Origin of the sequence: Bradyrhizobium sp. U531 (assembly GCF_051710265.1) — a bacterium.
Classification (GTDB): domain Bacteria; phylum Pseudomonadota; class Alphaproteobacteria; order Rhizobiales; family Xanthobacteraceae; genus Bradyrhizobium.
Window position 1 is genome coordinate 288,475 of record NZ_JASVEN010000006.1, and the last position, 19,135, is coordinate 307,609.

Annotated in this window: 21 protein-coding genes, 1 tRNA gene and 1 pseudogene; 15 read left to right on the forward strand and 8 right to left on the reverse strand. The window is 60.9% G+C overall.

Features of this window, described 5'->3' with window-relative positions; all coding sequences use genetic code 11:
• Positions 1 to 8: 8 nt before the first annotated feature.
• Both QRQ56_RS26385 and chpT read right to left on the reverse strand, forming a co-directional pair.
• Positions 9 to 2,777 carry a hybrid sensor histidine kinase/response regulator gene (locus tag QRQ56_RS26385; RefSeq protein ID WP_438744077.1) on the reverse strand — a complete coding sequence of 923 codons (2,769 nt, stop codon included), beginning with the start codon at positions 2,775 to 2,777 and terminating at the stop codon, positions 9 to 11.
• A 196-nt stretch (positions 2,778 to 2,973) separates the two neighbouring features.
• Positions 2,974 to 3,627 carry a histidine phosphotransferase ChpT gene (chpT, locus tag QRQ56_RS26390; protein WP_438744079.1) on the reverse strand — a complete coding sequence of 218 codons (654 nt, stop codon included), beginning with the start codon at positions 3,625 to 3,627 and terminating at the stop codon, positions 2,974 to 2,976.
• 228 nt (positions 3,628 to 3,855) lie between these two features.
• On the opposite strand from chpT, the gene QRQ56_RS26395 reads away from it, so the two are divergent.
• A complete protein-coding gene (locus QRQ56_RS26395; protein WP_438744279.1) occupies positions 3,856 to 4,638 on the forward strand; it encodes a 3'(2'),5'-bisphosphate nucleotidase CysQ family protein in 783 nt (260 codons plus the stop codon).
• Positions 4,639 to 4,650: 12 nt separating this feature from the next.
• Here QRQ56_RS26395 and QRQ56_RS26400 read toward each other — a convergent pair whose 3' ends face one another.
• A complete protein-coding gene (locus QRQ56_RS26400) occupies positions 4,651 to 5,136 on the reverse strand; it encodes a YHS domain-containing (seleno)protein (protein ID WP_438744080.1) in 486 nt (161 codons plus the stop codon).
• A 139-nt stretch (positions 5,137 to 5,275) separates the two neighbouring features.
• On the opposite strand from QRQ56_RS26400, the gene QRQ56_RS26405 reads away from it, so the two are divergent.
• From QRQ56_RS26405 to QRQ56_RS26415, 3 genes are all read left to right on the forward strand, one after another.
• Positions 5,276 to 5,881: a DUF1134 domain-containing protein gene (locus tag QRQ56_RS26405; RefSeq protein ID WP_438744081.1), complete on the forward strand. Its 606-nt coding sequence runs from the start codon at positions 5,276 to 5,278 to the stop codon at positions 5,879 to 5,881.
• A gap of 143 nt (positions 5,882 to 6,024) precedes the next feature.
• Complete coding sequence (locus tag QRQ56_RS26410) at positions 6,025 to 7,317, forward strand: hypothetical protein (RefSeq protein WP_438744082.1); 1,293 nt, start codon at positions 6,025 to 6,027, stop codon at positions 7,315 to 7,317.
• Positions 7,318 to 7,478: 161 nt separating this feature from the next.
• Positions 7,479 to 7,553, forward strand: a tRNA-Val gene (locus QRQ56_RS26415).
• 1,001 nt (positions 7,554 to 8,554) lie between these two features.
• Here QRQ56_RS26415 and QRQ56_RS26420 read toward each other — a convergent pair.
• Complete coding sequence (locus tag QRQ56_RS26420) at positions 8,555 to 8,788, reverse strand: hypothetical protein (protein ID WP_438744083.1); 234 nt, start codon at positions 8,786 to 8,788, stop codon at positions 8,555 to 8,557.
• A 436-nt stretch (positions 8,789 to 9,224) separates the two neighbouring features.
• Between QRQ56_RS26420 and QRQ56_RS26425 the strand changes: the two genes are divergently transcribed.
• From QRQ56_RS26425 to QRQ56_RS26445, 5 genes are all read left to right on the forward strand, one after another.
• On the forward strand, positions 9,225 to 9,455 hold the full coding sequence (locus QRQ56_RS26425) for a hypothetical protein (RefSeq protein ID WP_438744084.1): 231 nt from the start codon (positions 9,225 to 9,227) through the stop codon (positions 9,453 to 9,455).
• 199 nt (positions 9,456 to 9,654) lie between these two features.
• Positions 9,655 to 10,725: a ComEC/Rec2 family competence protein gene (locus QRQ56_RS26430; RefSeq protein WP_085394464.1), complete on the forward strand. Its 1,071-nt coding sequence runs from the start codon at positions 9,655 to 9,657 to the stop codon at positions 10,723 to 10,725.
• Between the two features lie 3 nt (positions 10,726 to 10,728).
• The gene (locus tag QRQ56_RS26435) at positions 10,729 to 11,487 is read left to right on the forward strand and encodes a hypothetical protein (RefSeq protein ID WP_085394463.1); all 759 of its coding nucleotides are present in this window, start codon (positions 10,729 to 10,731) and stop codon (positions 11,485 to 11,487) included.
• Between the two features lie 26 nt (positions 11,488 to 11,513).
• Positions 11,514 to 12,458 (forward strand): ComEC/Rec2 family competence protein, encoded by a 945-nt coding sequence (locus QRQ56_RS26440; RefSeq protein WP_438744086.1) that lies wholly within the window; start codon positions 11,514 to 11,516, stop codon positions 12,456 to 12,458.
• Between the two features lie 3 nt (positions 12,459 to 12,461).
• Positions 12,462 to 13,472, forward strand: a complete 1,011-nt coding sequence (locus tag QRQ56_RS26445; protein WP_438744087.1) for a hypothetical protein — start codon at positions 12,462 to 12,464, stop codon at positions 13,470 to 13,472.
• 434 nt (positions 13,473 to 13,906) lie between these two features.
• Here the strand turns inward: QRQ56_RS26445 and QRQ56_RS26450 are convergent, their stop codons facing one another.
• Entirely contained in the window at positions 13,907 to 14,215 is a 309-nt protein-coding gene (locus QRQ56_RS26450) for a PilZ domain-containing protein (protein ID WP_438744088.1), read from the reverse strand.
• Between the two features lie 190 nt (positions 14,216 to 14,405).
• Here QRQ56_RS26450 and QRQ56_RS26455 point away from each other — a divergent pair, with 190 nt between their 5' ends.
• Both QRQ56_RS26455 and QRQ56_RS26460 read left to right on the forward strand, forming a co-directional pair.
• Positions 14,406 to 14,714 carry a hypothetical protein gene (locus QRQ56_RS26455; RefSeq protein ID WP_438744090.1) on the forward strand — a complete coding sequence of 103 codons (309 nt, stop codon included), beginning with the start codon at positions 14,406 to 14,408 and terminating at the stop codon, positions 14,712 to 14,714.
• Complete coding sequence (locus QRQ56_RS26460; RefSeq protein WP_438744091.1) at positions 14,707 to 14,934, forward strand: hypothetical protein; 228 nt, start codon at positions 14,707 to 14,709, stop codon at positions 14,932 to 14,934. Before QRQ56_RS26455 ends, QRQ56_RS26460 begins: the two co-directional genes overlap by 8 nt.
• Here QRQ56_RS26460 and QRQ56_RS26465 read toward each other — a convergent pair.
• Positions 14,931 to 15,125 carry a hypothetical protein gene (locus QRQ56_RS26465; RefSeq protein WP_438744093.1) on the reverse strand — a complete coding sequence of 65 codons (195 nt, stop codon included), beginning with the start codon at positions 15,123 to 15,125 and terminating at the stop codon, positions 14,931 to 14,933. The genes QRQ56_RS26460 and QRQ56_RS26465 overlap by 4 nt on opposite strands.
• An 84-nt stretch (positions 15,126 to 15,209) precedes the next feature.
• On the opposite strand from QRQ56_RS26465, the gene QRQ56_RS26470 reads away from it, so the two are divergent.
• A complete protein-coding gene (locus tag QRQ56_RS26470) occupies positions 15,210 to 15,824 on the forward strand; it encodes a hypothetical protein (protein ID WP_438744094.1) in 615 nt (204 codons plus the stop codon).
• 903 nt (positions 15,825 to 16,727) lie between these two features.
• Here QRQ56_RS26470 and QRQ56_RS26475 read toward each other — a convergent pair.
• Both QRQ56_RS26475 and QRQ56_RS26480 read right to left on the reverse strand, forming a co-directional pair.
• Complete coding sequence (locus QRQ56_RS26475) at positions 16,728 to 17,099, reverse strand: hypothetical protein (protein WP_438744095.1); 372 nt, start codon at positions 17,097 to 17,099, stop codon at positions 16,728 to 16,730.
• Positions 17,100 to 17,287: 188 nt separating this feature from the next.
• A complete protein-coding gene (locus tag QRQ56_RS26480; protein ID WP_438744097.1) occupies positions 17,288 to 17,482 on the reverse strand; it encodes a hypothetical protein in 195 nt (64 codons plus the stop codon).
• Positions 17,483 to 18,130: 648 nt separating this feature from the next.
• On the opposite strand from QRQ56_RS26480, the gene QRQ56_RS26485 reads away from it, so the two are divergent.
• The 3 genes and pseudogenes from QRQ56_RS26485 (at position 18,131) to QRQ56_RS26495 (ending at position 19,030) form a co-directional block, all read left to right on the forward strand.
• Complete coding sequence (locus QRQ56_RS26485; RefSeq protein ID WP_438744098.1) at positions 18,131 to 18,328, forward strand: type II toxin-antitoxin system HicB family antitoxin; 198 nt, start codon at positions 18,131 to 18,133, stop codon at positions 18,326 to 18,328.
• Between the two features lie 203 nt (positions 18,329 to 18,531).
• A pseudogene (locus QRQ56_RS26490) lies at positions 18,532 to 18,803 on the forward strand (hypothetical protein).
• A gap of 11 nt (positions 18,804 to 18,814) precedes the next feature.
• Entirely contained in the window at positions 18,815 to 19,030 is a 216-nt protein-coding gene (locus QRQ56_RS26495) for a hypothetical protein (protein WP_438744100.1), read from the forward strand.
• The last annotated feature ends 105 nt before the right edge of the window (positions 19,031 to 19,135 follow it).

The following is a 19,135-nucleotide window of genomic DNA, read 5'->3' on the forward strand; positions in this document are numbered from 1 at the left end:
TGTCCTGCTTACGCCGCTGCCCGGTTCAGCTCGGAGGCGCCGGCGGCACCCGCGGTCTGTTCCTTCAGCGCCGCGATCAGACCGGGACGGTCGAACTTGGCGACATAGTCGTGGAAGCCGGCCTGGCGGCCGCGCTCGATCGCCGCCGGCGACACCAGGGCGGAGAGGCCGATGATCGGCATCGAGCCCAGATTGTTGTCGGAGCGGATGGTCTCGGCGAACTCGAACCCGTTCATGTCGGGCATCTCGATGTCGGTCAGGACCACGTCGAAGGTCTGCGCACGGAGCGCAGCGAGGCCCTCCTGCGCGGTCGGCGCGGTGCGGACGCGGTAGCCGGCGGCCTTGAGCACGGGCGCGAGCATGTTCCGGAAGAACGCGGAGTCGTCGACCAGCAGCACCGACTGCGAGTGCAGCGAGGGCTTCATCTCCTTGCGGGTGAACCAGTCGGAGAACGCCATGGGGAGGAAGTGGCCGACGTCGATCACTTCGGTGGCCTGGCCCTTGATCACGGCCGAGCCGAGGATGCCGCTGGCGGAGCCGCCGACCTCGATGTTGAGGCGTTCCTCGACGATGTCGATGATCTCGTCGACGACGAGGCCCATGGAGCGGCCGTCGTCGGCGAACACCAGGATCGGCTGGGCGCCCTGGCTGGCGATGGTGACGCCTTCCATGGCCACGAGCGGCATCAGCTGCTCGCGGTACTGCACCATGTAGCGGCCGTTGGAGAACTCGATCTTGTCGGCGGGCAGCTCTTCCAGGCGCGTGACGAGCCCGAGCGGAACTGCCTTGGGCTGGCTGGAGCCGGCGCGGAACACCAGCAGCGAGGTGGTCTGCTCGCCCGAGCCGATATGGTGCGCGCCGTTCTCGTCGCCCATGTCGTGGGCCGAGGAGCCGGCGGCGCCGAGCGCCTTGGCAATGCCGTTGGGGTCGATGATCATGATGACCGCGCCATCGCCCAGAATGGTGTTGCCGGAGAACATGTCGATGTGACGAAGCTTCGTCGACATCGGCTTGACCACGATTTCTTCGGTGTGGAAGACGCCGTCGACGACGATGCCGAAGGTCTGGCTGCCCACTTGAGTGACCACGATGAAGCCGTTCTCGGGATCGCTAGCCGCGCCGTCGTCGATCTTCAGGAGCTTCTTCAGGTGGATCAGCGGCAGGAGCTTGTTGCGCAACCTGAGGACCGCGGTGTCCTTGATGCGCTCAATGCGGTGCTCGCTGTTGGCGCGGGCGCGGACCAGCTCGACGACCGAGAGCTGCGGGATCGCAAAGCGGTCACCTGCGGCTTCGACGATCAGCGCCGAGACGATCGCGAGCGTCAGCGGGATCTTGATGGTGACCGAGGAGCCTTCGCCGGCCACCGACTTGATGTCGATGGTGCCGCCGATCTGGTCGATATTGGTGCGCACCACGTCCATGCCGACGCCGCGGCCGGAGACCGAGGTGATGGCGGCGGCGGTCGAGAAGCCCGGCGCGAAGATGAACTTGTGGATCTGGGCTTCCGACATCTTCTCCAGCTCAGCCTCGGTGGCGAGCCCGCTAGAGATGGCCTTGGCCTTGATCTTGTCGGTGTTGAGGCCGCGGCCGTTGTCGGCGATGCAGATGATGATGTGGCCGCCCTCGTGATAGGCGGACAGGCGAATGGTGCCCTGCTCGCCCTTGCCCGAGGCGAGGCGCTCGGCGGGGGTCTCGAGGCCGTGATCGGCGGAGTTGCGCACCATGTGGGTGAGCGGGTCCTTGATCAAATCGAGCACCTGGCGGTCGAGCTCGGTGTCGGCACCGTGCATCTCCAGCTCGATCTGCTTGCCGAGTTCGCCCGAGAGATCGCGGACGATGCGGGGCAGCTTCTGCCAGGCATTGCCGATCGGCTGCATGCGCGTCTTCATGACGCCTTCCTGCAGCTCGGCGGTGACGTTGGAGAGGCGCTGCAACGGCACCTTGAACTCGGTGTCCTCGTTGCGGCGGGAGATCTCCAGGAGCTGGTTGCGGGTCAGCACCAGCTCGGAGACCATGGTCATCAGATGCTCCAGCGTATCCACGTTGACGCGGATCGACTGGTTGGCGATGCGGTCGCCGTCGGATGCGCCCTCGTCGGCCATCGACTTCTTCGGCGCGGCCTTTTCCTTGGCGGGCTTGGCTTCCTTGGCAACAGGCGCGGGCGCTTCAGCGGCCGGCGCGGGCTCGGCTTTGGCAACAGGCGCGGGCGCCGGCGCTTCGATCGAGGTCTCGCGGAAGGCGCGCTCGAGCTCGTCGAGCGAGACCTCGCCCGGACGCAAGGGGCGCTCCAGGGTCTGGTCGATCAGCGTGCCGGAGGTCGCGGGTGCGGCAGCCGGGGCTTCCGGCACGAGCGGCGGCGCTTCGGCAACGGGAGCAGCGCTACCTGCCGCCATAGCGGCCATGCCCTGCTCGACCATCGCTTCCAGCTTGTCGATGAGATCGCGGTCGTTGCCCTCGGGCTCGGCTTCGGTGGCCTCGAGGCCGGCCAGGATTTCCTTGATGCGGTCGATCGACGCCAGAATCAGCGACACCGCGTCGGCCGTTACCGGCATGCCGTCGCGGAATTTGCTCATCAGCGTCTCGCCGGCATGGGCCAGCGCTTCGAGCCGGGGCAAGCCGAGGAAGCCGCAAGTGCCCTTGATGGTGTGAACGAGGCGGAAGATGTTGTCCAAAATCTTGGCGTTGTTCGGCTCCTGCTCGAACTTCACCAATTGATTGTCGACGGTGTCCAGGCTCTCGCTGGTCTCCGTCAGAAACTCCCGCAACAGATCATCCATGAAAACAGGCCTTCATACAGGAAGGGCGCGCACGATTTGTGATGCGCCTATTCGGAATGGGGCCAGCTTCACCGCAAAGCGTTTAATATTGGTTGAGTATGTGCAAAAGAACGGAACCAACAAAGAGATAAGGCGCTCCGGACAAGCCGAAGCGCCCCGTAAAGATTGGATTAACGAGCTAAGCGCGCCGCGCCGTTTACGAAGCGGTAACGATGATGGCCTCGCCTTCCGGCGCGAGCGTCACGGTGAGACCGCAGGCCTGCGCCAGCAGACGCGTATAATAGGGCTGGATCGCGTGTGCGTCCGCAGCGGGTCCCCGCTCGCCGCTGAGCAGCTCGGAGATGTTCTGCGGCAGGCGCGCGTTGTGTCCGGTCGCGGTGATGCGGAAGCTCATCGTCTCGCCCTCGCCGATCGGATCGATCTTCAACATGCCGCCGCGCGGGATCGTGTGCTGCGCGACGACCAGCATGTTGAGCAGCAGCTTGACGCGGTTCTTCGGCAACAGCAGCCGCGGCAGATTCCAGGTGATCGAGCACTTGCCGTCCTCGATGTGGCCCTTCGCCATGGTCTGGGCATCGCCGAGATCGATCTGCGCGCCGGAGGAGCCGGCCGCGCCGAAGGCGAGACGGCAGAACTGGAGGCGGGCGGAGGCGGTCTTGGCGCTCTTGCGAATCAGGTCGAGCGCGAACTCGCGGTCTTCGGGCTTGGGATCGTCGTCGAGCACTTCGAGCCCGTTGACGATGGCGCCGACAGGGCTGATGAGATCGTGGCAGACCCGCGAGCACAACAGTGCTGCGAGTTCGAGCATATCGGGAGCAGTAGCGGTCGCGGGCGACGAGGCGTCAGACATATAATGGGGTCCTGGAGGGTTCCTGGAATTGCACGGCGCTGACGCCGCGAATCACGCATGCTTGACGGATGCTGCGGGTTCTAACATTCGCCAGCCCGTGGCAGCTAGCTTGCGATAGGTTCGAAGCAGCCATAAAGGCCTGCGGGCGAATCAATTGAGGGGGCGAGACTTGCTGACGAATGAGGCACACAGGTGAGGATCATCGACGCCGAGGCCGCGTCCCGATTGATGGAGCCGCTCACCGCCCTGGTCGTGAAGGCCGGCGAGGCGATCCTTGCCGTCAACCGCGCCGCGATGCGGGTCGACGGCAAGCAGGATGGCTCGCCGGTGACCGAGGCCGACCTCGCCGCCGACGGCATCATCGCTGAAGGCCTGGCAGCGCTCGCAGGCGATGTCCCGACACTCTCGGAAGAGCGGGCCCAGCTCGCCTCCCCGCGGTTCGAGGGCAGCTTCTTCCTGATCGATCCGCTCGACGGCACCAAGGAGTTCGTCGCCGGCCGCGACGAGTTCACCGTCAACCTCGCCCTCGTGACATCGGGCGTGCCGTTGCTCGGCATCGTCAGTGCGCCCGCGCTCGGCCTGCTCTGGCGCGGCATCGTCGGCCGCGGCGCCGAGCGCGTGACATTTGACGGCGCAACCATCGGCGCTGCAGAGCCGATCCACACCCGCAAGCTTCCGGCGCAGGGCGAGCCCTGGATCGCCGCCGTGAGCCGCTCGCATGGCGATGCCAGGAGCGAGGCGTTCATCGATGACAGGCCCAATGCCGTGCGAAAGACCTGCGGCTCGGCGGTGAAGTTCGGCCGGATCGCCGAAGGCAGCGCCGACATCTACCCCCGCTTCGGGCCCACCTGCGAATGGGACGTCGGCGCCGGCTCGGCGGTGGTGACCGCGGCCGGCGGCAAGGTGACCGACGGCAAAGGCGGCGAGATTCGCTTCGGGGAGCGGCACGCCAGCGGCTTCATCATTCCGGAGTTCGTCGCCTGGGGCGACCCGCAGGCGGCCCGCCTGTAAGACGGTAGGCCGTTACTGACCGAGCTGCTCCAGAAGCGCCGGCCAGCGCTTGCCGACCTCATAGAGGAACTTGTCGGGATCGGCCGCGAAGGCATCACGGTTGGCTTCCCGGCTGAACAGATAGAGCCGCTGTGCCACGATCGCGAAGAAACGAGGATTGCCAGCGACGGTGACGCCGCGGGCGATATCGGCGGGATCGTAGCCGCCGTACTGCGGACCGTAGACCTCGGGATGGGCCAGGAAGGAGGCCCGGTTGCCCTCGTTGCGGAAGCGCCAGACCGCGCCCCAGAGGTTCGCCTCGAACTCCGACGTGCCCAGCATCGGCCCGCCATCGACGAAATAGGCGACGGGGTCGAACCCTTCGATGGCGACGCCGCTGAAGCGATTGATGACGATCCGCTCGGTGGTGGCAGCCTCCGCCGGCCGCCCCGCACCGCCCAGCCATATGCCCGAGAGCAGGCACAGAACGAGGCCGATCAAGGCAATTCCGGGGCGCAAAGGGCTATCTTCCTGCCGTTGTGCCGTCATAGTTGCTACGGATAACATCCGAGTCGAGGGGACATCCGGCGCAACCTAGAGCCATGCCTGTTGGCGTCAGGTTAAGGAAGCGACCGGATTTGGTACCAGGGGTTCTTTGATGACTTTCGCAACACGCCTTGCTGCGCTCGCGCTTGCCGCGATGATCGGCTGGATCGTGCCGGCTTCGGCCCAGACGGCGCCGCCGCCGGACCTGCCGCCGCCGCAGCGGACCCCGACACCCAGCACCTACGGGCCGGATGAACTCGTCGGCGCCGGGCACCGTTTCTTCGGCAACGTCTCGCGCGGGCTCGCCTCGATCATCGAGAAGGCGATCAGCCAATGGGGCCTGCCCAACGGCTACATCCTGGGTGAAGAAGGTTCCGGCGCGTTCGTCGCCGGCCTGCGCTATGGCGAAGGCACGCTCTACACCAAGAACGCCGGCGACCTCAGGGTCTACTGGCAGGGCCCCTCGCTCGGCTTCGACTGGGGCGGCGACGGCGCGCGCACCATGACGCTGGTCTACAACCTGCCCGCCACCAACGCGATCTACCAGCGCTTCGCCGGTCTCGACGGCTCGGCCTACATCATCGGCGGCTTCGGCATGACCGCGCTCACCGCCAACAACATCGTGCTGGTGCCGATCCGCTCGGGCTTGGGCTTACGGCTGGGCGCCAATATCGGCTATCTCAAATACACGCCGCGAGCGACCTGGAACCCGTTCTAGAGCGCCGCCTGATCCAGACCCACGTCAGGGTTTTCCTCTCCCGTTACGGATCAAGGTTAACGACAGGCCGGGGCTGGCTTTTTGCCGGCACGCCATGGCATGGTCGTTGGTGAATTTTTCCTTAAGCTTGGGAGTTCTGGCCCATGGTCGAACCGATCATGTACCTGGCGATCGGTTTCCTGATTTCGATGCTGTGCGGGCTCGCGATCGTGCCGCTGGTACATAGCCGCGCCGTGCGCCTGACCACGCGCCGGCTGGAGGCCGCAACGCCGCTGTCGATGGCGGAGATCCAGGCCGACAAGGACCAGCTCCGCGCCGAGTTCGCGATGTCGGCACGGCGGCTCGAGATGAGCGTCGACCAGCTCAAGAACAAGACCACGAGCCAGCTCGCCGAGCTCGGCAAGAAGAGCGACGCCATCAACCGCATGAAGATCGAGCTCGGCGAGAAGAACGCCACGATCTTCGCGCTCGAAGCGCGCGAGAAGGCGGTGAAGGAGCAGCTCCGCGCCACCGAAGAGGAATTCAACACCAAGACGGAAGCCCTGCGCGCCGCCGAGAACGCGCTGACCGACAAGCAGAACGAGCTCGCCAAGATCAACACCGAGCTGTCCGACCGCTCGATGATGGCGGAGAGCCGCCAGGTCGAGCTGGTCGCCGTGCGCGCGCAGATCGATGAATTGAAGAACCGCGTCGGCGACGCCGAGAAGGAATTCACGGCGACCCAGGCGCGCCTCGCGCAGGAGCGCACCGAATCCGAAACCGCCTCGCGCGAGCTCGGCGATGCCCGCGGCCGTGTCGAGAATCTCAGCCAGCGCGTCACCGATCTCGATCGCCAGCTGCTGCTGCAGGTCAAGGAAGCCGAGATGCTGTCCGGCCGTGTCGTCGATCTCGAGGGACGGCTCGCGACGCAGGGCAAGCTGCTCGCCGAACGTGACTACGAGAACAACCAGCTGCGCCAAGCCAATGAAGGAGCCGAGCGCACCGTCAAGGAGCTGCGCGTCGAGATCGCAGGCCTCAGCGGCGGCAAATCGTCGGCCGCGATGGAGCAGCTGCGCGCGGAAAAGACCGCGCTGGAGGAGCAGCTCCGCACCGCCCGCGACGAGCGCGCCAAGCTGCAACGCGACATCAACGCGATCCAGCAGCAGGCCGAAAGCTCCTGGGCGACCGAGCGCATGGAGAACGCGCTCTTGCGCGAGCGCATCAACGACATCGCTGCCGAAGTGGCCAAGCTCGCGATGCAGCTCGAAGGCCCGAACTCGCCGATCGAGGCGCTGCTCGCGGCCGAAGCCGGCCAACCGCCGAAACCGGCGCCGCGCCCCGCCAACGACGCCGCGACCACGGCCACGCCGAGCCTGCCGGAAGGCGGCGGAACGCTGGCCGAGCGGATCCGGGCGCTGCAGGCCCACGCCTCCCGCGCCCGCCAGCAGGGCGCGTAAGCGGCCCAAAACCGGCCTTTCCGTCGCGTGCGGCGTGGTTGCCGCAAGCTTTTCCAGCTTCGAGCCACCTGGAAACTTGACACCTCAAGCCCGCACTTCTAAATCGCGGGCTCCAATGCACCGGCCGGCCGAACAGGTCCGGCCGTCTGCATGATGGTCCCGGGCGCATAGCTCAGCGGGAGAGCGTTCCCTTCACACGGGAGAGGTCCAAGGTTCGATCCCTTGTGCGCCCACCATTTGTCCAGCATTTTTAGTGACTTAGCGACTTGCTTCCCCTACATTGTGCCCCGAAAAGTCTGGGGCACAACCCGGGCACGCTGCAAAAAAGATCATCCCTCTACCTTCGCCCGCCGCTCCCGGCCCGACGACAAACAAGAAAGCTCGTCGATCTTTCACCACGAGACGCGTCGTCGCGCGACCTTTGGGCACGGGTTTCGTTGGCGCTCGATAGGCGCGAGCACGTTGTGCTCGAGGCAACCTTCGCCGAGGTACCACGGAGGAAGGTATAGTGGTCCCGCCGAGTCCTTTGAGGCTCCGCTCTTGCCGCTCATTGGCTGGGTTGTCCACTAACGCCATGAGTTGCCGCCGCGTCGGCTCGGCAATGTCGCTCGAAGTGGTTCTCGAGACCACGTCGCCAGAGCAGATAGTGCTGGTTTCCAGTGACGACCTGCCGTCCGGTGAGGGACACCACATAGGGCCGCCTTCAATCATCAGGTTGCCAGCTCATGCACTGCTTCTCCGCCAGCTGATGCCGTAAGCCTCGCGCCCGACTTAGTTCGGACGGCTGGCGCTGGTGACGACTACGACGAGAGCCCTGTGGCAATATTGTAAGCGATAAGGACCAACGGAGCCGGGAGTTCGCTTTCGGCATCCCCTACCTCGGGGCCGGCTTATGGTCATCGCTCTTCCAGATCGTGGTGCTACTCGGGCGTATTGACCGGTTGCCGTGCCGTAGTGCTCGCATGGCTCGCAACGAAGGGCCCAGTTCGCCCCTTCCTGGATCACGACCGATTATCAAGCCTGCATCGAGCATTGGCGGATCGGGTCTCACCAGCTCCGTGGTGCTCACACCCGCATTCAGATCAACTGCCGTGTCGGAGTCTGGTTCAAGCAGTTCTCGCAGGCGCTCGATGCGTGCGAACCGGAATGGATGGACTGGTTTGATCATCGGGCTAGGCCCCTCGGGTCGAATGCGAGCAATCGGATGATGAAAACGATGAGCCGCGACAGGTGATGCTCATGAGTCGAGCTGTCGGTTCTCCGCCGAATGCCAGTCCGCGCCATGGAGGCGGATCATCTCCCGACGGGACCGCTCGATGAAGATGCGCTCAACGCAAAAGCCGGCTGCAACTGAAGCCGCCAGCGCAAGGCCATAGGCCATATAGTCGTTCATGAAATTCCAAAACATGTTGCAGCCGGCAACTCCCACAAAAGTAAGTGCCATGATCAAATTCCGAAATGCCTTAACCATCCTGCCCCCAGTAAGTCGGCGAAGGAACTTTTACCATTGCAACCACGGCGATTGGCAGCGTTTGACCCTTGTGATGAGCCGTCTTTCTGCTCGATCAGCCTGGGTCCGGCCGCGCTGCCGACCGGCGTGGGGCTCGCTCCTATTACTTAAGAGGGCACCCGGGAACGGAGCAGTGATAGCGACGCCGGCATACTTCATCACGGCGGGCCCTTTCTCGAGTGCCCCCGGTGAGGAGCTCCGAATCCCTTCCCGCGAGGGTCTACGCCGCATGGCGTGCGCCGTTGTGGCGTGGAGAAGAAGGGCGCATTCGAACTATGGAGCCTGCTGGTTACACGATAGCCCGTACGTCTTCCCGTCCACTCGGGGCAAGGGCGACAAGCCGATTGACCGACATGCCCTGTCGCAAGCTGTGCGCCGTCTCCGGCTGAAGTTGAAAATGGCCGAATGGTCTCCGCATGACGCGCGCCGGTCAGCCACGACCTGGGCGCGGACGATGGGAATCCCGCGCGACACGACGGAGGCGCTCACGCATCATGCCATTGTCGGCAGCGGAAAGACCTATGACCGTTACGACATGCAGGCTGAGAAGCGGCAAGCAGTGGATGCCATTGCGGACTATATTTCGCGCACACGACGCAGCGATGCAGCCACCAAAGAAGCGGCTTAGTGCAGCATGCGTCAGGTCTGCTGACGTATATAAACCAAGTGTCAGTGGAAAACTGCGCGATTCCTCCTTTCTTACTATTGCTTCAAAAGGCAGACGCACCACATAGCTGCACCTAGGGGCCTACACAACTTTCCGATTTTTGCCCAGATCGCCTCAGCTCACGACCGTCCGAGACGACGGCCGTGCATAGGAGCGTGCATTGCCGTACGAAATCGATTTCCTCCGGGCTGGTGACAGCAATGGCGACGCTATTGTCGTCCGATGGGGCGATACCAAAGACAGCGCATTTTACATCAACATTGTGGATGGCGGCTTTACCGACACTGGCGAGCAGATCATTTCCCACGTCGAGCGGTACTACGCGAAGCCCGCCAACATCGCCAATGTCGTCTTGTCCCACGCAGACAATGATCACGCGTGCGGCCTGATAAAGGTGCTCCAACATGAGGGCTTTACCATCCACACGCTCTGGATGAACCGCCCCTGGGACTACGTGGACGAAGTGCTCGATAAGTTTCACGGCGCCTACACTCGTGAGGGCCTCGTCAAGCGAATGCGGGAAATGCATCCCTATCTGGTGGAGATGGAAACAATTGCGGCCGAGCGAGGCATCCAAATCCGTGCACCTCTGCAAGGTGCTCAGATAGGTGCTTTCAAAGTCTTGGCTCCTAGTCGTGAACGCTACGTTCGTCTCATTCCTGATCTCGACAAGACCCCCACAGCTTACCGGAGTGACACGGCCGGACTCGGATCGGTCTTCGGAAGCGCTTTGCGCAACGTGGTCGAAAAAATAAAGGAGCGTCTCGACCTCGAAACGCTGGACAACAACCCTCCAAGCACCTCCGCTTCGAACGAGACTTCGGTAGTTCAGATGGGGACATTCGGTACTAAGAGCATCCTGCTGACCGCCGATGTTGGTCCAGACGGGCTTAACGAAGCAGCCGACTACGCTGAGAACAATTTTCCCAGTCTTCAGCCAACTCTCGTTCAGATTCCTCATCATGGCAGCCGACGCAACGTCACCCCGGCAGTCCTCAACCGGTGGCTCGGCGCGTTCCCAGCTCAAGGTCGCGGCAACGCAATCGCATCTGTAGGCAAAAACGAAGATATCTACCCGCGCAAGAAGGTAGCGAATGCGTTCACCCGTCGCGGATACATCGTGCACTCAACACATGATTCGTGGATCAACTTCCGTAGTGACTACGACCGTAGAGCTGGCACGGTCGATGCCAGCACAATCGCCTTTTCATCTGACGTTGAGGACGACTAACCCTTGCCCAAGTTCGATAAGTACACCTTTTTCGCTCGACTCGTCCCGGCCATCATCGCCGCAGCACCGGCCCTCACTTTGGCGTGGGTGCTTATCTCGTGGAAGTCACTAGGCGTGACACATGCAATTGCCGGAACCGCACTCACGGTTCTGTTGATGGTGTTTGCTGATGTCGCAAGGCGCCGAGGCAAACACATCGAGCCAGGGATCAATGAGCGCATGGGAGGTCTCCCCAGCACAACAATACTGCGCCATCGCGATCCTACTTTCGATGAGCCGACCAGGATGCGGATGCACGCGGCGCTAGCTACTAGACTTAACGAACAGGCTCCCACCGCAGCCCAAGAGGCTGCTGATCCTGCGGCCGCGGACAGCTTCTATACGCGCGCAGCGACATGGCTACGCGAAAACACCCGCGACAAAAAGCACTTCGAAATCCTATTCAATGAAAACGTGACATACGGCTACCGACGCAATCTATATGCGCTGAAGTGGCCCGCTCTTGCTTTGAATGTCGCCATCGTTTTCGGCTGCATAACTGCCTATCGGTATAAATTGATTCCGCACGACCTTACGGGACTGGCGCCGGTTTTTGTCATTGCCTTCCTGCACGCCTCCTATCTTGCACTTTTTTCATCGGAAGAGGCGGTGCGAGAGGCATCCCGGACCTATGCCCGGCAACTTTTGCTTAGTACCGAGTCCCCTCATCTCCCAAAGACGGGCACGGCTCCCAGATCGCGAACAAAAAAGGCAAGCGGTTGAAGCTTGTCGTCCGGTGATAGGTAATCATGCTGAAGGTCCATTTTCTCAATGTAGGTCACGGCGATGCGACTCTAATAGAGCATCCGTCCGGCAACCTCACCCTGATCGATATCAACAATTCGCAGGACCCGGACAAAGAGACGGTCGAGGAATATGCTCAAGCACGAGCAGCTTCACAGAGCAACGCACTTGGCAGCACGGCGCTTTTAGTGGAGGCACGCGCCGATGCTGTCAGCGATCTGACTGATCCCATTGCCTATATCAAGCAGAACTATCCAAAGAGGTCGCTTTTCCGGTTCATTTTAACCCACCCCGACCTAGATCACATGCGGGGAATAAAGCGTCTGCACGAAGAGATCGGTTTCACGAACTTTTGGGACATTGCTCATACGAAACCCACACCCAGCTTCCAAAGCGATGCCGACAAAGAAGATTGGGAATACTACCAAGCTCTTCGCAGCGGCAAGCTGGGACTGACCGCAAAGAACTATCATCGCGGTGACCGCCATTACGCCTTTGGCTGCGACGAGGCAGGGAACGGCACAGGCGACGCGATTCAACTGCTGTCACCAACTTCCGACTTAGTTAATTGGTGCAACAGCACAGAGAAATCGAACGACCTTAGCTATGCTATTCGGGTAACACACCGCGGCACATCGATCTTGCTCCCCGGTGATGCGGAGCAGACCGCTTGGGATGGCATGTTGAAATATTACGGGACCGCGCTCGGCGCGGCCGTATTGAAGGCGGCCCATCATGGCCGGGATAGCGGCTTCCACCTTGACGCCCTGAAGGCGATCAAACCCTCTGTGGTGATCGTTTCCGTGGGCAAGAAGCCGCCGACAGATGCAAGCCCCCAGTATCGCACTCACGCAAATTCAGTTTTCTCAACGCGCTACTACGGAAACATTGAACTACAAGTAGACGACAATGGCACGCGCAAATGGTTGGTCCAAAGGAATGGCGACTGACTAATGGTAAGTGAAACAACGGACAACGCTTCCGAGATTCCGTCTAGTCTTCCCGCTCCTCTCCCTATGACTCTTGGCGGCTTCGAAAGCCCGGAAGCAGCACGCAAATTTGCCGATACTCTGCATTTTTATTTGCAGGTGCTCGGGCAATATTTGAACCTAGAACGGCTGGACGCAGTGAGTGTTGCGTATGATTACGCAGGCGCATTAGCGAGCGTTGATAGGGGGATCGAAGGAACTACGCCACTTACGGCAACAGCGGAAACTTACGGTCAGGGCGTTGCAATGACACCGGCCGTATTACGGGATGGAGTGGTCAAAGCTCATATGGTCTACGATGCCACCATTCTACGAGGAATTGAGGGCGTCGAATTCAATCGTGAGCTTCTCTATCTCATCGCGCATGAGTGCGGCCACGTTCACGATTTGAAAGCTCGCGATGAAGCGTTCCCGAACGTCTTGATGCAGGCTCGATATTCAAACCTTCGACGGAATGTGCTCGGCGGCACTTCTGTTTCATGTTGGGAAGAATACGCAGCCTGTTACTTTAGCGCGCAATTCTCTACGAACGGAACGGCAGACAATCTAGCGCAAATCTTTATGGGTGCAGCTAGCAATGCGCGCGGGCGCGCGAACGAATCCATAAAACGGTATCGGCTGCACGGTGATATTCCCACGGTTGTCCGCGAAGTCGGAGCAGAATACGGAAACACCTTGAAATTCGCAGCGTACCTTTTGGGTCAGCTTCACGGCCTTGGAATGACACTCGCTGACCACAGAGCAGCTAGCGAATTCATCTCGGATCACTGGTGCGCTGAATCTATCCATCGTTTGGACTCTGCACTCGCAACCCTTATGGCTCGCTATAGTCACTGGTCCGACATCGCGGAATTTTCAATTTTGGACACCGTTGTCGACAATCTTTTGCAAGACGGTGGGATAACCATCACGGAAGTATCGGAGGAGGAAGTCTTCGTCCGGATACCGTTCACGCCAGACACAACGCCTGCATAGCGCTCACCGGCAACCCCAGACGCTCTGGCCGTCATCGATTGACATCACGGCCGTGCAGTCCTTGGTGATTTCCCCAAGGTCGTCGACCTTGAGCTTCACGAACCCGAGTAGCGATTGCTCGACTAACCGATTTCTGGCTGCGCGCCACGTCATGCGCGAATGGCCGGACATGCCCGTGCCTACGCTCTCTTTGTTCTTCTCGCAATGGGAGGGGGCAGGCGAGCATAGCGACGATAAACCGCGGTCCGGTCAATACGATGATCGCCAAGTAGCGCGAGAATGGATCAAAAATCAGGGACTGACGCGTCAATCGAAGCCTTCTGATAGTTCGGCCTTCGAACCGGTGCATGACGAACAGGACGAAGAAGCCGAATTGTCTGCGCGGCAGACGGCGAAGGCCGATACCCACCAGAGGGCTTGCCCGACCAAAGGCGTTATTCAACCGCCAGGATTGCGAGTGGTTCACTGGAGTCGTTTGCGAATTCCGACGAGCGGCGATGCAGAAGGAATGAAACGCCGCAGAGCGTTCCTTTTCGCCACATGACGCGGCAGATGAAGATCGCAGAATGTCCGTCGAACGACAGCACAAGCTCGTTCGCAAACACGTAGTATGGCGTGGAGATGCAGGCGCCCAGGGCATTGATGTCGCGCACCATACACGGATGGGTCCCGCGAATTTCACCAAATGACAACCGCGCCGCCCGGTTCACCGGCGTGCGCGCCATTGCCCGACGTTCGATCATGGCGAGATGCTCCAAAATGCAGAGGTGACTTTGCGAAGTCAATTTCCCGGTCCCGCCGATAGCCGGAAAATGGCAATGCCCCGCATGTTGAGCCGCGCGGGCTCGCACCACAAGCAGCGTTGTTGTCTTATTAAAATTGGATCGAAGTTAGTGGTTAACTTCAAACCCGGTAACCCGAAAGAAAGACCGAATGACCAATCAACCTGAGCAGACCATCGGACTGACCGATCTACTCGCGCTGTCGGAAGACGCGCGGCTGGGACGGGCCGCCGACGCGCTCGAAAAGATCGCTGCCGCTGCGCCCCAGCTCGAACGGGTGGCCGATGCCGTGGAGACGCTGACCGCATTGCTCGCAAGCTGCATCGGTGTGGGCTCTGCTCGGTGCTATGCCGAAGGCGAGCGGCTTGGCAAAGAAGTGCCGCTCAACTATCTGCGCACTGGCAACGGCGCCAAGCCGTTTGCGTGCGACGCGGACAATGCGGAGAGCGGCGATGAATGATCGCGCCATGATAATAGCGCTGAACGAGCTTGCCGATACGCTCAATGAAGCAGCGGCGAAACTGGATGCAATCAGCCGCAGCGCTATCGCGAAGAGGCTTGTGCCGAGCATCACGCCGGGTTCGCAGCTCGCTCGCATGGTCGAGCAGTGCGACCGCGCGGCCGCCATGATGCCAGAGCCGCGCGAGCCGACGAAGTGGGACCCGACTGAAAGCTGTTAGCGCTGATGTCCCAAGCCGATGCCCAAGACAAGCGCTTTCTGACGAAGGGCACCAACAGTGCGCTTCATCTGCTTCGAAATCTTCACCACGGGTGTCCGTTGCTTGGAATGGCTCTTAAGCGCTTTCAGATCAACCGCAGTCCATTCGCGACGAGCGGGCGTCTTGGTCTTCTTCGTCTTCGCTGTTCTCACTGATCGCTTCCATGATTGTGGTTGGAGCGGCGCAAAAAGCACACCGCGTGGACCCGTCCAACTAACTAAAAGGCAAGCGATACGATGCAGATCAATGTGACCGTTGACGCGAGCAAGCTGGAACAGTGGGCTCGCGAGTTATCTGTTCGCGGAATGCGCAATGCAATTAGAAGAGCAGTCGACAAGAGCGCGACGGCGGCGCGAAAGATCGCTCTCGAGATCATCGCCAAAGACATTGGCGTGTCTAAGGCACGTATCAAAGACGGCGTGACGAAGGTAAAGCGGACGACGCAGACCAGCCTCTCAGCATCGTTCACAGCGAATAAAATGCGCATCAACCTGCTCGCGACTGGCGCGAGTGTTAGCCGTCCTGGCGGCATGACGGGAAGCACGTACCGGCTTACGGCCGGGGGCTCGGCGAACCTCAACATCCGCGACGCCTTCCTAGTATCGGCAAACGGCGGCACGTTCATTGCGATCAGGCGCAGCAAGTCGAGACTTCCCATCAAAGGCGTGTTTGCGGAGACACCCAGCACAGCGCTAGGACAGGATGGCGCATCCGCCCGCAAGGCGTGGGACAAGGCAGCCAACAGCGAGCTGGCGACGCGCCTGCCGCACGAGATACAGAAGCAGCTCTTGGCCGAAGGGCTCGCGAAGAGCGCCGGTCACGTTAGCCGTGCGCCGTCGTTCGGCCGTTAGGCAGAAGGTCTCACAGCTCGGTTCTGGCGGTCAATTAAAGGGGCATGCAGCCTGAGACAGACCCGAACGGCTCAAGCCGTCCCCGGCCTTCGAAGGACCCTAAGTAGGCTGCGCGCGCGTTTCGTAAAGAAAAAATTTTCTCAGAGGCCTCCCCCTCCCGTTCTGCCGTCCCGTGGCTCCGCATCGAACGAAACGGTTTCCCGACGGTTTCCCGCGCCAGAAAATGCCGAGGGTAAAGGGCTCCTAAGTCATTGATTTTGTTGGCGCGCTCGGAGAGATTTGAACTCCCGACCCTCGGAATTGAAATCCGACCGCGCCTTAGTCATTGCAATGAGGTAGCGTGACTGTGTTGCGGTGGTGTTGCGGCAATGCCTGCTCGAGCAGACGGCGATCTTCATTCAGCGTCGGCCAAGGTGACGCGTCATATTGATGACGAAGCCGATCGGGGCGCCGAGCAGAGCTCCAATCAGGCCGTAGCAGGCCGCGCTATTGCGCGGGCTGTCGTCGCGCCCATATTGACACTGCTGATTTGCCGCTTCAGAGAGGCTAATTCGATGTCGAATTCGAAGATATGCGTTTATTCAGCCACCGCCCTAACGATTACCGTCGCCGGGGCGCTTGGCACCGGTCACGGCGCCCTTGCCGGTCGGAGCAGCCAACACTCTGCACGCTGTTGCGACCCGAGTTGGCCGACGCCCCAGAACGCGGTGTAAGCGCGAGCCAGCGCCCCACGACCAAGGCAGCCGTCTCAGGTGGGTCCGCCGTTAGTCTTCGTGCCAGTAATTTTACCCCGGGCTCGCCGGACATTGGTAGTTCGAGTTTGACCCTAAACCTGCGGTGAATGCGCTGTCCTCTAAGCGATGAAGAAGGGCTCGCGGCTCAGTTCAGAATTTCAGGCGAGGTTTATTCTTGAGGGTGCGGATTTGTTTTTCGCCATATGCCCCCGTAGCCGTAGACGGTTTCCCAAAGCAGAAGCCGCTCGCCCGCAAGAGAATTTATTTCGGCCTCAAGCTCGCGTAATCGCGCCGTGGCGGAAATCGTGTTCTTCTCGTTCCACGCAAATAGCGCTACGAAGTAAACAAGCGTCAACATTCCGAGGATGATCGTCAATGCGAGATAGTCCTTGCCCGCAGAATATCCAAACGCAATGTTGGCCATGAGGGCGGCGGCAAATATGCCAGCGCCTTGGCCCATATAGCTTCGCGCCGCCAAAACCTCGGCTCTAAGCGTGTTGTATTCGGCCAAGAGAATCCAAATCTTGTCCATGGGATTCATTGATATTCCCTCCCTTGCGAAGCTTACCGCTAAGCATTCGGATGCGCAGCATTCCATGACTCTCGACGGGTACGCCGATGCCGGCCAGAGCGCCCGCCTTCGCCTTCGCTTTGTACCTCCCAGCCCACCCAGGGGTCATCCCTTGCTTTGCAGCAAGGGAAGGCCCACCGGGTGAACCGGCCTTTGCTTCAGTTTCCGGTTTTGAGCGAAACGACCGTCGCGGAAGGATCGGTGCGTATCGATCCGTTCGCCTGCGGCTCCATCAGGTAGCCCCTGACGAGACGCTCAGCCGCTCGCAAGACGATCAGCGCGTCTTCCTGATCGTCAGGGAGTGCGCAGACCATCTGAATGGCGTGCTGCCTGTGCCATGGCTGCTCGCTCATGCCATCAACCGAAGCGTCAGGTCGATGCATTGAACAATGGCCAAGTCGGAAACTGCGCGGCAAGCGGTCAAGCTGCACTCGTTGTAAACGGCAACAAACTCGATTTGATAAATGCATATGGGATCACTGAGAGCGGTGACCTGACGATTGCCTGCACTCCCGAGCTCTATAGTGGTGTTTCGATGCGGTCCCTCACGCCGACGTCGGGGCAGTTCGCAGCATTCGGAATCGACTATGGAGCCGGTGTGACGCGACGGTATTGCTTTAGCCGCACGGGACAATGGACGCGCTCGCAGGAAGGTCACAGCGCGCTTTATCCAGCATGCTCCGAGTCAGTCCTCACACGCAAGCCGGCTGCTGGATCGACAGAATGCAACGTCATCGTGATCACCAAACAACGATCAAAGCGGCATTGAGAAGGGTTGCCGAACCGCGCGAGCCGAACCGCGCGAGCGGAGCGACCGATTTGCCCTGAATTTGTTATGTAGGCCTTGGTTAATCCGCACACGGCGCAACCCTTAGCCCTCCTCGTGGAGGCAGTTCCCGTCAAATCATCAAGCGGGAAAAGAAATCCCGACGATCCCTTTCAGGCGCTCCATTAAGCCGATATATCAAGAAGCCTGGTAGCCTTCCTGCGAGACTGAGAGCATGGGCGAGAAACCGGAATATGCCATCAAGCTAGCGCCGCTTTCCGAACAGGATGGCGGTGGCTTTCTTGCGACCGTTCCTGATCTGCCGGGCTGTATGTCGGATGGCGAGACCGAGGCCGAGGCAATCGAGAATGCTCAAGACGCCATCCAGTGTTGGCTTGAAGCAGCGCGGGAGCATAAGAAGGTTATTCCGTGAGCCTCGGACGTCGGTGCCTTGCATCCGGTGGCTTGCTTCCGGCCTAGCCCCGCGGAATCGGCTGCGACACCCACCAAACGGTTGCCCTCGACATCGTCGGTCCAAAGATTACGCTGATCCACAACGCGCAGTAGCCTGCGCGCTCTCCGGGGACCGAGGGATTGATAATCTGACTCCTGCCGGCGCCGCGCTTGGATGGAGGCATGCCCCGCCCTGCCCGACACCACTCGCCCACGCACCCCGACGGCCGACCGCTCAAGATCACCTTCGGCGAGATGCGGCAGATGGGTGTGCGCGGCGTCCTCGTCTATTGCCCTTGCGGTCATCACATTGCTCTGGACGCCGACCCTGGCCTGACAGTGTAAGGCTCTCCGATCTCGAGCCGCGGTTCGTCTGCCATGGTTGCGGTGGGCGCGGCGCCGATATTCGGCCTGACTTTGAGCGGGGTAACTTGCGACTTGCAATCAGGGGGTAGCGAAGCACGAAATGATCAACGGCTGGGGGCGGCCTTTCGAGGAGCCGATCGAGGTCAACGGCCGCAAGCTGGTGACGCTGATGGATGCCGGCGAGTACATTGCCGCGCTGCCGAAGAAGGAGCATAGCGCGCAAGAATTGGCAAGCTGCCATGGAGGCGCTGATCCTCGTGGCGGAAGGCGGCGGCCGGACGATCTTTGCCCGTATCGGCATCATGCGGGGCTCTGAACCGACACTACGTTCCCGAGTTAAACCCGAAAGGGAAAGAACCACATTGGGGTCCGTCTGCAGGCGGCTCGGCGTTTATTCCGATCTAATGCTTGAATGAGCACA

Bases quoted from the DNA above. Each gene is read 5' to 3' on its own strand.
- QRQ56_RS26440 (WP_438744086.1), top strand. From the start codon at position 11,514: ATGCTGAAGGTCCATTTTCTCAATGTAGGTCACGGCGATGCGACTCTA.
- QRQ56_RS26470 (WP_438744094.1), top strand. From the start codon at position 15,210: ATGCAGATCAATGTGACCGTTGACGCGAGCAAGCTGGAACAGTGGGCT.
- QRQ56_RS26485 (WP_438744098.1), top strand. From the start codon at position 18,131: ATGGGCGAGAAACCGGAATATGCCATCAAGCTAGCGCCGCTTTCCGAA.
- QRQ56_RS26410 (WP_438744082.1), top strand. From the start codon at position 6,025: ATGGTCGAACCGATCATGTACCTGGCGATCGGTTTCCTGATTTCGATG.
- QRQ56_RS26445 (WP_438744087.1), top strand. From the start codon at position 12,462: ATGGTAAGTGAAACAACGGACAACGCTTCCGAGATTCCGTCTAGTCTT.
- QRQ56_RS26385 (WP_438744077.1), bottom strand. From the start codon at position 2,777: ATGGATGATCTGTTGCGGGAGTTTCTGACGGAGACCAGCGAGAGCCTG.
- QRQ56_RS26480 (WP_438744097.1), bottom strand. From the start codon at position 17,482: ATGAGCGAGCAGCCATGGCACAGGCAGCACGCCATTCAGATGGTCTGC.
- QRQ56_RS26450 (WP_438744088.1), bottom strand. From the start codon at position 14,215: ATGATCGAACGTCGGGCAATGGCGCGCACGCCGGTGAACCGGGCGGCG.
- QRQ56_RS26495 (WP_438744100.1), top strand. From the start codon at position 18,815: ATGATCAACGGCTGGGGGCGGCCTTTCGAGGAGCCGATCGAGGTCAAC.
- QRQ56_RS26405 (WP_438744081.1), top strand. From the start codon at position 5,276: ATGACTTTCGCAACACGCCTTGCTGCGCTCGCGCTTGCCGCGATGATC.
- QRQ56_RS26420 (WP_438744083.1), bottom strand. From the start codon at position 8,788: ATGGTTAAGGCATTTCGGAATTTGATCATGGCACTTACTTTTGTGGGA.
- QRQ56_RS26475 (WP_438744095.1), bottom strand. From the start codon at position 17,099: ATGAATCCCATGGACAAGATTTGGATTCTCTTGGCCGAATACAACACG.
- chpT (WP_438744079.1), bottom strand. From the start codon at position 3,627: ATGTCTGACGCCTCGTCGCCCGCGACCGCTACTGCTCCCGATATGCTC.
- QRQ56_RS26425 (WP_438744084.1), top strand. From the start codon at position 9,225: ATGGCCGAATGGTCTCCGCATGACGCGCGCCGGTCAGCCACGACCTGG.
- QRQ56_RS26455 (WP_438744090.1), top strand. From the start codon at position 14,406: ATGACCAATCAACCTGAGCAGACCATCGGACTGACCGATCTACTCGCG.
- QRQ56_RS26460 (WP_438744091.1), top strand. From the start codon at position 14,707: ATGAATGATCGCGCCATGATAATAGCGCTGAACGAGCTTGCCGATACG.
- QRQ56_RS26395 (WP_438744279.1), top strand. From the start codon at position 3,856: ATGGAGCCGCTCACCGCCCTGGTCGTGAAGGCCGGCGAGGCGATCCTT.